Here is a 15,543-nt window from a genome sequence, read left to right on the forward strand (position 1 = left end):
TCCTGTTAGTTGGGAACCGAAATGGATGCCTGTTCGAAATTCGCCCGGCCTTCCTGAACAAAACAGCCCCAGTTGCCGGTTTTTAAATTATACAAACGTGTAGTCATGGCGACCTGGTCGGCCAAGTATACGACGCAAACCGAATTCTCCACAACGATCTCGATATTATAATCCGTATCGGCATGCAACTCTATGGGTACTTCCAGCTCTACCGCATGCGGGTGGTCTCCTTTGATATGCCACTGCATCTCACCCTCTATCCGGCGGGGCCACATGTCGAACACCAGGCGGTTATGAATGGGTTCCAGGCGAATATAATAGGCATCGTCGTTGTCCTCGCTAACACGAAGCATAATACCGCAGCTTCTGGTTCCTTCGGAGAAGGATAACCGGGCCGAAATTTTGCAGATTTCCGGCATGGAACCCGCAGATATGCAAGAGAAGGTCTCGTCAGCCACCGCCGCTATGCCTCCCTCTGACTCCTTCCAATCCCCAAGCCGGGAACCCCACACGGCAGCCTGTTCATTGGCAAAATGACGGGAGACTGTCTCCGGGATACGAACCGTTAATGTTCCATCCTGTTCCTGAACGAGTTCATGCACGACCAGATTCCCCGCCCATTGCCAATCACCGTAGTCATCCTCGTTTTCCTTGCTGGGGTCCCAGCCAAAAGCATATCGCTTGTTTCCGTCACTCCATGTTTTGGCGGCATAGAACGCCCTGGCGTCAAACGCATCGTTTCTCGGTGCCGTCCAAGGACCGCTTAAAGATTTACTCATGCGGTAATGGGTGACAAACCGCTCCGAGAACGTGGAGTAGACCAGATACCACCATTCCCCGATTTGAAATAAGTCCGGGCATTCGTGGGTCACATACATTTTCGGATTCCAGAACGGTTCGCGGATTTCCCATTGCCTCAGATCCTTGGAAGCACAGAGTCCGATACTTCCCCGGCGCCGGGAAGGCCCTTCTTTGTTCCTTGCGGCGAGAAGCATCCAGTACTCTCCCGCCTCTTCGTTCCAGAATACAAAGGGATCGCGCCAGTCATGCCTTTCATATTGAATTCCGTCGGAATAGAAGGTATCCTCGGGGATTTTCCGCCACTGCTCCATATCCGTGCTCACCGCGTGCATGACGCATTGGAGCGGCACTCCGTTCTCCACGAATTCCGGATCCGGATTGAGGCCGGTGTAGAACAGATGATATTCTCCATGGGCTTCGATGATCGAGCCGGTGTAACAGTTGAGATCCTGCTCGCTCACACTTCCATGCTTCAGCATTTCGCCCATTTCTTCATAGTGTACAAAATCGCTTGTGCGGAGCTCAAACCAGGAAGTTCCCTCCCCGTGAATACTCTTATTCTCCCTCCAGTCATGAAGATAGAACAAACGGAATGTACCGTCTTTATAGTAGGGAATGAGGTCTCCCACCCAGGCTCCTGCCGGCCTGTAAAACAAATTCGACAATGTTTGCAACCCCTTTCTTTTAACGTGCCTTGAGTATATAACATTAAGAAAGCGCTTTATATTCCAAGTTCTTTATCCTGTGTTCAATATTTTTGGTTTTCAAAAAAACCTCCGTCTGCCATCACAACGTGGCAACCGGAGGTTCTTTTGAATTATTAGTTTAAAGTGCTGCCTCGGCATTTCCTCTGATCTCAAGATTTGTAAAGACCGCTTCACCGTTCTCGATGAACAGGCCGGCTCCCCCTGTAGGGAAATCATAGGCTCTGGCGGCCAGCGCAACATCATTGGCATAGGCGACAACGATGTTGCCGCTGATGAATACCTTGATCCGGACCGGCTCCCCTGCTTTGAGGGAGATTGGACGTTCTTCGATATAATGATAATCATCGTGGAATTTGTTCGAACGATCAAACAGGAGTCTCCCCCTCTCAGGCTCTATACGAACCTGGCACCATTGTTCCAGCTTGTCTCCACCCGTGTGCAGCATCCAGCCAAAGGCACCGGTTCCCGGCTTCCAGTCTACATCCACCTGGAGCAGAGCTTGTTCCGGAAGCTGCACGAGCTCCTGCCAACCAAAACCATAACGCTCAATACCCGTGATGCTGGTTGTCCCGCTCCATTCACCCAGATGGACTTCGGGGTCAAGCACCAGCGAGCGGTCGAAGGACTGCTCCACCGCTGGGACCGGCATCACGCCAAGCGTCCCATCCGGACGCTGCACCAGTTCATGAACCAGCACACTGCCTCCCCATTGATACTTGGCGTTGTCGTCCATGTTCATCCGGATGCCCTGCCAGCCCACCAGATAATGGCGCTCACCGTCGGTTACGGTCTTAGCTGCATAGAACGCCCGTCCGTCAAACATATCATCGAAGCTTGGCGTGATCCATGGCCCATCGGGGCTGTCAGCCATCCGGTAACGGGTCTCCCACCAGCGGGTCAGGTTGGAGAAGATCATATACCATTTATCGCCGATCTTGAAGAAGTCGTGACATTCCTGGGAGTCGAACATGCGAGGGGCGTACAGCTTCTTGCTGTGCGTCCATTCGTTCAAATCCGGAGAAGTCATGATATGGGTACAGCTGCTCCGGTGGAGCAGTTCATCCTTCTCGGTCGCCGTCACGGCCAGCCAGTAACAGCCCGCTTCTTCATTCCAAAAGGCATGCGGGTCACGCCAGTGCAAATTGCCGTAATGCTCCACATCCGGTGTCACAAAAAAGTCAGGATCAAAAGTCCAGCTTCTGAGATCCGTGCTCGTTGCCCGCATCAGCACCTGCTCGAATTTCCCTTCAATATCCTTATGCCCCTCATTAAATGCCGAGAAATAGAAATGGAAGACGCCGTCCCGGTGGATGACGCTGCCGGTGCCAATATGCCAATGCTGATCTTCGGGACTGCCGCAAATGAGTGCGGGCTCCGGGTCGGTGTAGCTTACGAAATCCTTCGTGGTGGTATAATAAATACAAAATTTATACAAATAGAACAGGTAGTAAACACCCTCATGGTAAAATGGCATAAAATCCCCGCATACGTCAGTACCAGGCATCGGCGCCCGTTCCTTTTCCGGCATAAAGAAAATATGTCTGCTGCCCTTCATTAAAAATTCCTCCTCGGGAAATATTGAATAATTAATTCTCTCGCCTGCTAGAAGCCCTGATAAAATTTGCGTGCGCTCTCCTTCTCGGGCAGCGGAAGCCGGAGATTCACCGGCAGCATTTCCGGAAATGCCTTATGCGGCTCACGTTGATACCAGTAAGCGACCGAAGAATAGTCATTGGATTGACTATTGCCGTGGCCATGCTCAATGCTGAAGCGCAAGGACTTGCTGAATATAATCGGGTCCAATAGATGGAACCGGTACATGGTCCATTTACCGGAATAATCTTTAAAGGGAATCGTTGCCTTCGAGCGCCATGCAGGTCCATAGCCCCGAAGCGGTGCCGCTAGTGAGATCCCGTGATACGGGGAATCATATTTCCCCGAGGGGTATCCCCAGGCCGCACAGAAATAATCCTCCGTACCCGTGCCATGCAGCGTCGGCGGCCACTGGTCTCCGTCGATGAAGAACATATCGTCGCCTTCCCCCGGCCAGCTGAAGCCAGGAATCGGGTCGATATGGTCTATGCTCAGATTACAGCCAACGTAGTGACCTTCTCCTTCTGCATCCAGGATGCAGTAATTCTCGGTTCCCGACAGATTTTTGGCCGCATTCACCTGATTCTCGCTCCACCACGGATCGGTTTGCAGATCATGCGCCGGACGCAGCGCCGCAAGGTCCATGTTGCCCGCCGTTGGATTCTCGCGTCTCCACTGGGCATGAAAATAAAAGCAATCATCGCTTACGGCCATTTCTGTGTAATCGATATAGTAATACAACACGATATCCTGCTCGCATTCATTCACGATATCAATGACCGCCTCTTTGCGGTAGGGCATCTGAAAGAAACAGTTCATCGCCGCTTTGGTCTCTATCTCATGCTGCGAAGTAATCATATTCAGAGGCTGAGACACAAAATGGCTGGCTACTCCGTGTCCGACTCCGAAAAAATCACCGATCGGGCAATCGACACTCGGCGCGGCTTCACCATCCCAAAACATGCGCAGACGCATTTTTCGGAATACATACTGCTCTTCAGAAGCGATTGTGATCCAAATGTGACGGATTATTCCTGATCCCTTCATTTGACCGATGGATAAGGAGGCACCTGCCTTGACCGTGACATTATCCCGGTTCCCCCCGGTTTGGTCCCAGCTCGATTGCCGTCTGCTTTTGCCGGGTTGTTTGTGGATCAGATTGTATAGTTCACTCATCTCTTTATAATCTCCCTTCAGATCCGGGCCTGCATTATTTGATAGCGCCGCTTACGATCCCGTTAATAATGTATTTTTGCAGGCCGGAATATACAAGCAATACCGGCAGCATAACCAGCAGATAGGACGCGAATGCCAAGCTGAAATCCGTAGAATATTGTGTCTGGAATACATATTGGAGCAAAGGCAGCGTATATTCGCCCGGATCGGACAGCATAACCAGCGGCAGCAGGAAATCATTCCAGATCCAGATCGTATTCAGAATGATCAGCGTGGCGGTCATCGGCTTCAGCAGCGGGAAAATGATTTTCCAGAACAGCCTGAACGGCCCGTATCCATCCACCTGAGCCGCTTCCTCCAGTTCCTTCGGAATCGACTTTAGATAGCCAGTGTAGAGAAAGACGCTTTGAAACAGGCTGTAAGTCGTATAGAGCAATATAACACCGTATTTATTCAGTAATCCAAATGCGCTGATCTGCTTCAGCAGAGGCAGCATAAGCACCTGAAACGGAACGAACATTCCACTGATAAAGAAGTAGTACAGAATGCGGGCAGACTTGGAACGGCTTCGGGAAATGCCATAGGCAGTGCTCGCCCCGAACAAAATGATCAGGAACAGGGAGATGACTGTAATGAAGGTCGAATTCAGCAATCCCTCGAAATATCGTCCGAGCTCAATGGCCTGTTTGAAATTCCCAAAGTATATTTCTTTGGGAAAAGTCATAATATTGCCGCCCTCCCCAGGCTTCTTCAGTGCAACGGTAACAGTCAGATAGAGCGGAAACAGCATCAGTGCGGCCCCAAGCCATACCAGAAGCTGTATAGCCCAATTTGCATAACGCTTCGACTTCATTACAGCTGCACCTCCTTCCGCCGCAACAGCACAACTTGCAGCAGAGCGGTCAGGAGAATAATGATAAACAGCAGAATCGAAGAGGCCAGCCCATAGGCATAGCGGTTATTTAGAATTCCGACGTTATAGATCAGCATCGTTACGGACTCGGTACTGAAGCCTGGTCCGCCACCGGTCAGGGCGACGAGCAAATCGTACACCATCAGGTTATTCTTCATGGCCAGGACAAAACATATCGTAATGGATGGCATGATCAACGGAAGCGTAATTTTAGCAAATTCATTGAACCGGTTTGCCCCGTCGATGCTTGCCGCCTCATACAGATCGGTAGGAATGGTCTGCAGTCCTGCCAGGTAAATCACAAGCAGCAGAGGAGCTGACTGCCATACCGTAACTAACGCAACTGCCCAGAATACTAAGTCAGAATCGGATAGCAAATTACTTTGCAAAAAACTGATATGAAGAGAATTTCCTAGTAAAGGAATCACTTTGCTGAAGATTTCCCGCCAAATATACCCGATAATTAAGAGGCCAAGAACAGATGGTAAAAAATAAATCGAACGGAGCATATTTCTGAACCGCATCTTGCGATTGAGCGCGAGGGCCGCGGCCAGAGCCACTACATTGGCTATGACCGCGCACACCAGCGCATACTTAAAAGTGAATAATAGTGTATTTAGAATTCGGGCATCCGTCAGCAATGATACATAATTGTCCAACCCGATGAAGTCAAAGCTTCTCGCCACTCCGTTCCAGTCCGTAAGACTGTAAACAAATCCAGATATCAGCGGGTACGTATGAAAGACAATCAGCAACAGCAACCCGGGCAGTATAAACCCGGCATTTATCCAGGAGGCACGCCCACCTTTCTGTCGCATGTGTCAACACCCTTTCTCTATCTATAATTTCTCTATTCTTTATACATTATGAACATGTCGTTCAGATTCTTTAGATACGCCTTGCTGTCTCTGCTCATCAGGAATTGCTGCGAGTATTTACGGAAATCGTTCTCCGCTCCAGTCCCTCCGTGCCAGTAGTGGTTAGGCCAGTTCGAGGAACGTCCCTCTTTCACTAGCTCAGCGATCTGTTTCACTTGCTCCTTGTTCATTTGGACATCCTTCACCGCACTGATACTGCCTTCATAGTCGGAGAACTGTTGTGCGCTCTCTTTAGAGGTGAGGAAGGCAAGGAACTTCTTAGCTTCTTCCGGATACTTGGCTTGGGACGATATCGTGAATCCGGTGTCCACTCCGCCAAGAACCAGATTCTTGTCTTTATCATTGGTGGCCGGGAACGGGAACATGCCATATTCAAATTCCGGGTTCAGCTTTTCTAATTGCGGCAATATAAATGTCCCCATGACATACATGGCGCCTTCACCATTCACGAACCTTTGGTTGATCTGATCCGCCTTGGTTGCGATCGAATCCTTTTGCGCATAATCATAAGCTACTAGCATTTTCTTGGCGATATCTTCCCAAAGCGGGTCACCCTCGATTTTCGCTTCTCCCTTGTTGGCTTTCTCCCAGTATGCCTTGTCAAACGAGTTGGCCAACAGGTTCATATTGAAGGCGCTAACATCGGCTGTCGCATTAGGCATCAGAATCGGAGTTATGCCGAGCTGCTTGAATTTCTCCATGGTAGCGACAAATTCATCCCAGGTTTGAGGAATCTCGATCTTGTTCTCAGCGAACATTTTCTTGTTGTAAATGACGCCCATTGCATTCTGGCTCAAGGCCACTCCATACATTTTGCCGTCGATCAAATAACGGTCCTGCACTTCCGGGATGATATTCTTAACGAATTCTTCGTTAGTAAGATCAAGCAGATAGTCGTTTTGGGCGCGAAGTACATAGTCTTGTTCAATCGGGTAGGAAATGAAGATATCCGGTATATCCCCCCGGGCAACTCTGGTCTTCAGCACCGCGGGACCGTCGGGAACATTGACCTGCTCAATTTTGACCCCGGGATTAGCAGCTTCGAATTCTTTGATCTTTTCATCAAAAAAGTTAACCGCTTCCACTTTCCATTGAAAAAATTCAATTTTCTTCTCAGCTTCACTGCCCTTTACTTCTTCTGCCGCATTATTCTTGGCCCCGCAGCCACCAAGAACCAGCCCTGCCATTAGCATCATGCTTACCCATTTGACCCCATGATTCTTCAAAAGTCATTACCTCCTCTTTGTTTGTAAGTGCTCTCAATAACTTGTCCTCTCTGTCTACAACCCTATTATATTTTTTGTAAGCGTATCTAAAAACGAGGTGTTTCTATGATTCATGTTGAAAAATCTATTCTGTCATTCATTCATATAAGGTCATACATCTGCGTTCCGGGACAATCCCGCCCGGTATTCACTCGGCGTCATGTTCATTTTGCGCTTGAACACCTGGCTGAAATAACGCTGATCGGTATAACCTACCTGGTTTGCAATCTCATACGTCTTCATGTTGGTTCCAGAGAGCAGCATACAGGCCTGCTGTATTCTCAGCTCCGTCATATGCTCTAAAAAAGTGCTGCCCGTCATCTGCTTAAGCAGTGCGCTGAGATGGCTAGTGCTCATGGCTACATGCTTCGCCACCTGATCAATAGCCAAATCCTCGCGATAATGCTCATTCATATATGCGAGCGCTGCTCCAATCTGTTTGGCCGGCGTTTTGCGGCTCGACAGCGATTGGTCCACCTCCTGAATCGTCCACACCCGGTGCTGAGAAGTCTCCGCCGAATTCAGCGTTTGCAGCAGATCCAATATGCCGACGGCCTCATCATACGATTCCGCGAGTTCCTCCAACCCGCTTACCACCGACCCGGCAGCGATCAACATGTCATCCCCGAGGAGACTGCCCAGGTACTGCAACTCAGTCGCAGTCAACTCCGCAAAACCATCTTTCTCACTTTCTATGTAAAATACGACCACAGCGTAGCGCTTAGAGGTAGAATAGACGAATCTGCGAAGTCCTTCAGGAGTCGCCCTTCCTTCCCATTGCACCAGATGCAAACCGCTGGAATCGTCAGCCAGAATGACTGCAGTCCGGTACATGGCGGTACTGCGGAACTTACTGGAGTCAAACCGGCTGCCCATCATCGCATCGTATAGCTGCTGTTTCATTGTGGAGTGTCTGACTTGCTCCTTTTCCTGGAACCATGCGATCATGCTGTGGATGCATTTCTCAAGCTCCAGAGGATCAATCGGCTTGAGTATATAGTCGAACACCCGGTATTGCAGTCCTTTGCGGGCATATTCAAAATCGCTGTATCCACTGAGAATAATCACTTCCGGGCGCTCGGGCCAGCGGCTTATCTGCTCCAACAGCTCGATACCGTTCATGCCCGGCATGGAGATATCGGTTAATATGATGTCCGGAAGTCCTGCCTGCATCAGCTCCAGCGCTTCCTCGCCGTCTTCCGCGATTCCGATGACCTTACAATCCATGCCGCTCCAGTTGATTGAAGTTTGCAGACTTTTTAGGATCAGTGGCTCATCGTCAACGATCAATACCTTATATTTCATTTAGCTGCCTCCCGTTTCAGTGGAAAGTTCAATTGAATGGCCGTTCCTTCATGAGGGTGGGAACAGATCATCAGACCATAGGTGTCCCCGTACCACATACGCAAGCGCCCCTGCACATTGGATAGTCCGTGAACGAGCCCGGGCTTGGCAGCCGACATCTGTTGCAGTATACGCTGTAAAGTGTCGTCATCAATCCCGGTTCCGTTATCCTGCACCCGAAGATAGCCATCCCCCCGCGCATTGATTCCTCCGGTAATATGGATGGAAAAATCGGGCTTCTTCTTGCTGTATCCGCGAAGCAGACTGTTCTCGACCAGCGGTTGCAGCACCAGCTTAAGTACATGGTGGTCCAGCAAGGCATGATCTACGTCTATCTTGTAGGAGAAGCGGTCATCGAACCGTACCTTCTGAATTTCAATATAGCTGACCACATGATTCAGCTCGTGATTGACTGTAACCTCATCGTCCGCATGAATGCTGGACCGCAGCAGCTTGCCCAGATTGATCACAATATTGCTGATTGGCTTCTGATGGTTCATCAGCGCCAGCGCGTTCACCGATTCAAGCGTATTGTACAGAAAATGCGGGTTGATCTGGTTTTGAAGCACCTGAAATTGGGCCTTCCGCTTATGCTCCTGCTCCAGCCTAACCTCCTCGACCAGTTGGCGGAGCCTGTTGCTCATCCGGTTGAAACCGTAGGCCAGCCGCGACAGTTCTACCGAACGGTATTCAGGCATGGATGCATTCAGGTTACCGCTTTCTATTTTTTTCATGCGGGCCAGCAATTGAATGATGAAGCTTACGATTTGCCGTACATACAGAAAATTAAACAGCACAGCCAGCAGGATGACAAAACCAACCAGCCAAACCGTCGTATTGCGGATGTAATCGGTCTCCTTGGAAACCGCGCTCCAAGGCTTGATAGATATCAGATAGTATGGGGCATCCCCCGGATGCAGCGAATCCGATGTGATATAGGAAATCAGGCTCTTCTGACCGCTTTCCGTATCGATCAGGGTACCTTCGGTCCCAGAGGACAGGCTATTCACGATCGGCAGTTCCAGACGTTTTCCAATGTTGTCGTGATTGGCTTCATAGAGAATGTTCCCGTTGCTGTCCATCAGGAGTTCCCTAGATCCATCCGGGTAACGCGTGAGGAAGATATCATCGAAGCGTTTGATATTAATTTCGAGAATCAGGTAGCCGAGATTTTTCAACGTTAACGTATCCTTGATTGTCCTCCCGAGCATGAACGACCATTTTTTTTGATCCGGATATCTTTCCGTGGGCGGCAACCATACACTCCTCCCCTCGGCTTCCAGCATGCGGCGATAAAAATCCGTTTGCTGAAAATCCCGAAACGGGAGAATGTCCCCATTCATAAAGTGATAGTCGCTTCCCCCAGCGCTATACAGAATCAGATCATCCAGTGCATTTTGACCGTACAGAATTCCGGCAATGGCCTGGCGCTGGTAGTAGAAGTCCAGCAGGGAATCCTTATTATTATGTTTTAAGAAACTCTGTATTTCTTCGGATGCAATCACATATCCGGAGAAGGAATCTGCCTGCTCTACCACATTTCGAATATTCAGGTCTGTCGCCCGCAAGGTTTGAAGTGTTTCTTGGCCCACCTTTTCCTTGATCGCGGCGTAAGACAAACGGTAGGACACGATCCCCAACAAACTGATCGGAACCAATATAAATACAACAAAGGCAAGATAAATTTTACGATGCAGCGCCATCACAAACTTCCTCCATTAAGATTCCTAATATAGTCTATCCAAAAGCCATTGTATCAACAGCTCTAATGCCTCCTGCACCTTCTCCATGTCCTTCCCCGTTACAGCTTCCTCAATTCCGCTTTCGAAAGGAACTAATTGCAAAGAAGGCTCCTTTGAATTGTAAGCGATATCATTATGAATAGCGGGTCATGCATCACAAACAGCTCCGCCGGGATTGAGAGGAGTATACCTGAATAGGTGGAGCTCACCGCCAAAAACTCAACTTTTAGGAAGAATAGCAATAGAATAGCTCCTGAAATCGCCCGCGTCAAAAAAATGCTGCCATCTCCTAGGCCTCTTTCCCTCTTGTCTCTAATAACAATGCTTCAAATGCCAGCCGAAGAGTCAGTTGATCAGTGACCAAGTCACATTCAAGATTACTATCAGTGCGAGCTTGACGAAAATAGTGTGACAACCAATACTGTTCTCACGGAAGCGCGCTCCAGATTGCCCATGATGCCTTCAAAGGGTCTGACGACAAAATTAATGGGCAAGAAAAAAAGGCCTCCTTAGAGACCTGTAATATAACATGAGATTACTATACTCGAAGGAGGCAGGGCTTCAGTATACAAGAGTTTCAACGTGCAATGAAGTGGCAAAAAGACTGTTCTGACTCCTTGGGACCTAAAAACGTTGGAGCACCACAGCACCGGCTAAGCTGGTGTTATAATTTCTGATGATCCTTCAGTGCTGCCCCGAGCTCCGCTGTATATTTGGTCAGCCTTAAGCTTATTTCCGTGCGCATCACATCACGCGTAAGTCCGAACCGTTCCTGATACCCCCGGCACAAGATTTTGTGATACACCAGGAACTCCTCCTGCTCATCGGGCAGCACTTTGATATTGCGCTGCTTCAGCTCTTTTTGCAGCTGGTAGGTATCCTGCATGATCCGGCGCTGTATCGCTTGACCGGCAATCACAAAGGCGCGCTTAAGAATACTGCTGGACAGCTCGATCTCCTTCAGGCTCCGGCTGACCATAGTATCTATGTAAGGGAGCAAAATGAGGTCACGCACCATCGTCCGCTCCTCGACAGTGATCATTTTTCTAACCGTATCCTCTTGCTTCTCCTCAAACTGATCCACATGCTCACTCATCAACATCTTAGTTTTCCACCGCTCATTTCCGTTTAATTTGCTCATTTATAATGACCCCCAATCTGCTGCGCCCGTTCCAGTGCAACCCCGGATTCCAGCAAAGAGGATGCGCGGATAAGCGCCCGGCTGCCGTATCTGGTTTTGATCTGATCCACTGCCCGTTCTCTGCTCAATGTGCGGAGGCGGTCATCGAATAAGGTGAGCTGCATGACACTGTCATCGGTCAGCTGGGAGATAGAGATCGCCAGACGGCTTAGCGGCATCCCCGTCCAATGATCCACAAATAAGCGGTAGGCCGCCGCTGCCACCTCATGCGTTAAAGACGACGGCTCCGGCAGTGTCACTTGTCTGCTGTAGGAGTTAGATTTGTTACCGTCCGTCTCTGCCACCACGATAGACACCACCGACCCCATATACCGGTATTTCCGCGCCCGCTGGCACACCTCGATCACCAGCTCCAGCAGAACAACCTCAATTTCCGGCAGCCGGGTATAGAGATTCCAGCGCAGCGCCTTCCCGTGCCCGACCGACTTAATCTGGTGCCGAATCCCGGTAACGACCGGGCTGGGATCGATCCCGCGTGCCGTCTGCCAATAATATTCCGCCTGGATATCGCTCTGCTTGCCCATGGTTGTGCGCATTCTCCGCTTGAATTCCCCCAGCTCCATCCGGGCAATATCGCCAATCGTGGTAATCCCCATACGGTAAAAATTCTTGGTCATCCGTCCAGCCACCATGAACATTTCATGCACCGGCAGCGGCCAGAGCTCTGTGTCTATATTGTCGTAATCGAGCCTGAAGATCCCTCCTTCCTTCTTCTTGGCAAAGTTGTTGGCCATCTTGGCCAGAATTTTGGTCGGTCCGACCCCCACCCGGGTCCACACCCCCGTAGATAACAGGACATGATGCTGGATGGAACGAATCATATCCGGCAGATCTCCTCCAAAAACACTCAAAGAACCGGTCACATCCAAAAACTGCTCATCGATGCTGAAGGCCTCAACCTGGTCGGTATACCCCTTATAGATTTCTGAAATCATCAGCGAGACCTTGATATACGTACTCATCCGCGGGCGGATCACTACGAGATTCCGGCATTTGGTCATGGCTTCACCCACGCGTGATGCGGTGGTTACACCATGAGATTTGGCGATGGGGCAGGCAGCCAGGACAATACCGTTCATCCGCGTAGGATCGCCGACTGCGACAGGCATATCTTTATACTCGGGATGCGCAGCCTTTTCGACACTTGCATAGAAGGATTGGCAATCCGAGAGCAGAATGATCCGGTCTTTAGGCATATTTCTGCCTCTGTACCGGGTGCCAGGACAAGATGCTGTCCGTCAGGAAAACACGGGGCAGGCCGGTGCTCAGACAGGTAGCCCGTATGCGGCCGTCACGAATTCCATGCACTTCAATTTTCCGCTGCGTAATCTTGCCCGCTTTGTCCAGGTATATCATTTCAATCGTTTGGCCGATACTCATTTTCATGACTGATCGCCTCCGGTATAATAAGAACATTTGTTTGTATTATAACCAGGATTAAGTTTTTTAAGCAATGGTAAAATAGAACAGGCGTTCTTGTTTGGTAAGAGTAGCTTATGCATTGCAGATAATTATTAGAACCGGATATGGTGGGGATGGGTTAAGGGAGAGATAACAGTGGGGATAAATCTTATGAGGAATAATGTGAGCCTTAGGCTCATCCAAAAGGCAGGCTTATAAAGTCTCCTTTTTTTGTTTGCGGCGTTATGCGTAAAGATGCTACGGAATTTATTGGAAAATCGGGATAAAAGCATCCGGACTGCGAGGCGGCTGATGTTGACGCAAGAATTCCTTGATCCAGCGATATCTGTGGCAGAGATCAGGGGGTTTTTTATAGAATCCTGCACATAATACAACATTTCCCCTCATCCTATCGGCCCAAATCCAACATTGTTGTATAAAATGCAGGATTTCACCTCACCCAAGCGGCTTAGCAGGATTATTCTTGTATTTCATACAACAATCCTCCCAAATACCTCGCTATCTATGAATCAAAGTTGCAAAACGTACAACATTTATCTCTAAAGAGATGTATATCCAGCAACACAACAAAGCCCCTTCAAAGTCGCGGACGACTCGAAGGGGCTTTGTGTCCTAATTACCTTAAATATAGAACATATAATTATCCGCGTGGCTCTCTTCCTTGAAGTTGATCAGATCGGATAATGTGGTGGAGTCCAGCACATCGGCAATGCTGTCGCGGATACGCAGCCAGAGGTCGCGCTTGGCCGGGTCATCCTCTTCTGTGAAGTCCACAGGAGAAATCGGGCCTTCCAGTACGCGGATGATATCTCCGGCAGTAATGGTGCTGGTCTCGCGGGACAGAATATACCCGCCGTATGCGCCGCGGATACTTTTTACAAGTCCGGCATTACGCAGCGGGGCGATCAGTTGCTCCAGATAATGCTCGGAAAGTCCGTTTTTCTCGGCAATGCTCTTAAGTGATGTTGGCCCTTCACCAAATCTCAGGGCAAGCTCCATCATAATGGTTAATCCGTAACGTCCTTTGGTTGATATTTTCAAAGGGGCACCTCTTTCGGTTTAGTTGCTGGTTCTGTGGTTCCTGTTTCGCTGGTTAGACATGAGATATGTCATATCAACGTATTCCGATGTTTGCTCTCAGCTTATGTTATCATATCTTTGGACACATTTGGAACACCCAACGGGAATAATTCGCGATTTTGTTCACCAGTGGTGGACAAATTGTCAATTTTGGACTCTTTTTCGCAGGAATTTATACCAGCCTTCTCCTGTTTGGGGTAGACAGGTATGTTATAATACACAATGAGCCGGGTGTTCAGTCAGAACGCCGGTATTTTGTGCATAGAAAATGGTGATCACGATGACAAAAGCTAATCAGGATATCCGTGTCGTCGTCGGTATGTCGGGTGGGGTCGATTCCTCTGTTACAGCGCTTCTGCTGAAGCAGCAGGGTTATGATGTCATCGGCATCTTCATGAAGAATTGGGATGATACCGACGAGTTCGGCGTATGTACGGCTGAGACCGATGCCGAGGATGTGCGCCGCGTGTGCGAGCAGATCGATATTCCTTACTATACCGTTAATTTCGAGAAGGAATACTTTGATAAAGTCTTTTCCTATTTCCTCGAAGAATATAAGGCCGGCCGGACACCGAATCCGGATGTGATGTGCAACCGCGAGATCAAGTTCGGGGAATTCCTGAACAAAGCGCTGCAGCTTGGCGCAGATTACGTAGCTACCGGACATTACGCCCGGGTCATAGAAGAGGACGGCATGTTCAAGCTGCTGCGCGGCGTGGACAACAACAAAGATCAGACTTATTTCCTCAACGCACTGAACCAGTATCAGCTCTCCAAGGCCATGTTCCCGATCGGGCATCTGCCGAAGCCGGAGGTGCGGAGAATTGCCGAGGAAGCCGGACTCTACACCGCCAAGAAAAAAGACAGCACCGGCGTCTGCTTCATCGGAGAACGTAATTTCCGTGAATTCTTAAGCCAATACCTGCCCGCACAGTCGGGCAATATGGTCGATATCGCCACCGGCGAAGTCAAAGGCCGTCACGACGGGCTCATGTATTACACGCTGGGCCAGCGTCAGGGCCTTGGTATCGGCGGCTCCGGCACAGGCGAACCCTGGTTCGTGGCCGAGAAGGATCTGGCAAGCAACACCCTGTATGTTGTGCAGGGCGAGAAGCATGTCAGCCTGTACTCCACCAGCCTCACGGCTTCAGGCGTGAACTGGATCGATGCAGCTACACTGGGCGATACGCCGCTGAAGTGTACCGCCAAGTTCCGTTACCGCCAGCCGGATCAGGGCGTTACGCTGACGAAGCAGGCAGATGGAACCGTGCATGTTGCTTTTGATGTTCAGCAGAAGGCGATCACGCCGGGACAGGCTGTGGTGTTCTACCTTGGTGAAACATGTCTCGGCGGCGGAACCATTGAGACTGCCGAGAAGGTTGTGCCCCTGCCGCAGGTGTAACTGCATCACCTGCCTGAGA

At 49.8% G+C, this 15,543-nt stretch carries 13 protein-coding genes; 1 reads left to right on the plus strand and 12 read right to left on the minus strand.

Going from position 1 to position 15,543, the window contains the following annotated elements; genetic code table 11:
* Positions 1-5: 5 nt before the first annotated feature.
* The 12 genes from P40081_RS28450 to cymR form a co-directional block, all read right to left on the minus strand.
* The gene (locus tag P40081_RS28450) at positions 6-1,466 is read right to left on the minus strand and encodes a glycoside hydrolase domain-containing protein (protein ID WP_042139514.1); all 1,461 of its coding nucleotides are present in this window, start codon (positions 1,464-1,466) and stop codon (positions 6-8) included.
* A gap of 160 nt (positions 1,467-1,626) precedes the next feature.
* Positions 1,627-3,063 carry a glycoside hydrolase family 32 protein gene (locus P40081_RS28455; protein WP_042139515.1) on the minus strand — a complete coding sequence of 479 codons (1,437 nt, stop codon included), beginning with the start codon at positions 3,061-3,063 and terminating at the stop codon, positions 1,627-1,629.
* 47 nt (positions 3,064-3,110) lie between these two features.
* A complete protein-coding gene (locus P40081_RS28460; protein WP_042139518.1) occupies positions 3,111-4,277 on the minus strand; it encodes a glycoside hydrolase family 172 protein in 1,167 nt (388 codons plus the stop codon).
* A 34-nt stretch (positions 4,278-4,311) separates the two neighbouring features.
* A complete protein-coding gene (locus P40081_RS28465; protein WP_042139520.1) occupies positions 4,312-5,130 on the minus strand; it encodes a carbohydrate ABC transporter permease in 819 nt (272 codons plus the stop codon).
* Entirely contained in the window at positions 5,130-6,008 is an 879-nt protein-coding gene (locus P40081_RS28470; RefSeq protein WP_042139521.1) for a carbohydrate ABC transporter permease, read from the minus strand. The genes P40081_RS28465 and P40081_RS28470 overlap by 1 nt, the downstream gene beginning before the upstream one ends.
* Before the next feature lie 32 nt (positions 6,009-6,040).
* On the minus strand, positions 6,041-7,294 hold the full coding sequence (locus P40081_RS28475; RefSeq protein ID WP_042139522.1) for an ABC transporter substrate-binding protein: 1,254 nt from the start codon (positions 7,292-7,294) through the stop codon (positions 6,041-6,043).
* A 150-nt stretch (positions 7,295-7,444) separates the two neighbouring features.
* On the minus strand, positions 7,445-8,638 hold the full coding sequence (locus P40081_RS28480; RefSeq protein WP_042139523.1) for a response regulator transcription factor: 1,194 nt from the start codon (positions 8,636-8,638) through the stop codon (positions 7,445-7,447).
* Positions 8,635-10,380, minus strand: a complete 1,746-nt coding sequence (locus P40081_RS28485; RefSeq protein WP_042139524.1) for a sensor histidine kinase — start codon at positions 10,378-10,380, stop codon at positions 8,635-8,637. Before P40081_RS28485 ends, P40081_RS28480 begins: the two co-directional genes overlap by 4 nt.
* A 703-nt stretch (positions 10,381-11,083) precedes the next feature.
* Positions 11,084-11,560 carry a YhjD family protein gene (locus P40081_RS28490; protein WP_042139525.1) on the minus strand — a complete coding sequence of 159 codons (477 nt, stop codon included), beginning with the start codon at positions 11,558-11,560 and terminating at the stop codon, positions 11,084-11,086.
* The gene (locus P40081_RS28495; RefSeq protein WP_042139526.1) at positions 11,557-12,816 is read right to left on the minus strand and encodes a DNA polymerase IV; all 1,260 of its coding nucleotides are present in this window, start codon (positions 12,814-12,816) and stop codon (positions 11,557-11,559) included. The genes P40081_RS28490 and P40081_RS28495 overlap by 4 nt, the downstream gene beginning before the upstream one ends.
* On the minus strand, positions 12,809-13,006 hold the full coding sequence (locus P40081_RS28500) for a hypothetical protein (RefSeq protein WP_081970197.1): 198 nt from the start codon (positions 13,004-13,006) through the stop codon (positions 12,809-12,811). Before P40081_RS28500 ends, P40081_RS28495 begins: the two co-directional genes overlap by 8 nt.
* A gap of 657 nt (positions 13,007-13,663) precedes the next feature.
* A complete protein-coding gene (gene cymR / locus P40081_RS28505) occupies positions 13,664-14,083 on the minus strand; it encodes a cysteine metabolism transcriptional regulator CymR (RefSeq protein ID WP_039294546.1) in 420 nt (139 codons plus the stop codon).
* A gap of 319 nt (positions 14,084-14,402) precedes the next feature.
* Between cymR and mnmA the strand changes: the two genes are divergently transcribed.
* Positions 14,403-15,524, plus strand: coding sequence for a tRNA 2-thiouridine(34) synthase MnmA (gene mnmA, locus P40081_RS28510; protein WP_042139528.1), 1,122 nt, complete (start codon positions 14,403-14,405; stop codon positions 15,522-15,524).
* The last annotated feature ends 19 nt before the right edge of the window (positions 15,525-15,543 follow it).

It is taken from the genome of Paenibacillus sp. FSL P4-0081 (genome assembly GCF_000758565.1).
GTDB classification, from domain to species: Bacteria; Bacillota; Bacilli; order Paenibacillales; family Paenibacillaceae; genus Paenibacillus_AQ; species Paenibacillus_AQ phytohabitans.

Excerpts from the sequence above, each read along its gene's own strand:
- P40081_RS28465 (WP_042139520.1), bottom strand. The coding sequence starts at position 5,130 with ATGAAGTCGAAGCGTTATGCAAATTGGGCTATACAGCTTCTGGTATGG.
- P40081_RS28485 (WP_042139524.1), bottom strand. The coding sequence starts at position 10,380 with ATGGCGCTGCATCGTAAAATTTATCTTGCCTTTGTTGTATTTATATTG.
- mnmA (WP_042139528.1), top strand. The coding sequence starts at position 14,403 with ATGACAAAAGCTAATCAGGATATCCGTGTCGTCGTCGGTATGTCGGGT.
- P40081_RS28495 (WP_042139526.1), bottom strand. The coding sequence starts at position 12,816 with ATGCCTAAAGACCGGATCATTCTGCTCTCGGATTGCCAATCCTTCTAT.
- P40081_RS28460 (WP_042139518.1), bottom strand. The coding sequence starts at position 4,277 with ATGAGTGAACTATACAATCTGATCCACAAACAACCCGGCAAAAGCAGA.
- P40081_RS28490 (WP_042139525.1), bottom strand. The coding sequence starts at position 11,560 with ATGAGCAAATTAAACGGAAATGAGCGGTGGAAAACTAAGATGTTGATG.
- P40081_RS28455 (WP_042139515.1), bottom strand. The coding sequence starts at position 3,063 with ATGAAGGGCAGCAGACATATTTTCTTTATGCCGGAAAAGGAACGGGCG.
- P40081_RS28480 (WP_042139523.1), bottom strand. The coding sequence starts at position 8,638 with ATGAAATATAAGGTATTGATCGTTGACGATGAGCCACTGATCCTAAAA.
- P40081_RS28500 (WP_081970197.1), bottom strand. The coding sequence starts at position 13,006 with ATGAAAATGAGTATCGGCCAAACGATTGAAATGATATACCTGGACAAA.
- P40081_RS28470 (WP_042139521.1), bottom strand. The coding sequence starts at position 6,008 with ATGCGACAGAAAGGTGGGCGTGCCTCCTGGATAAATGCCGGGTTTATA.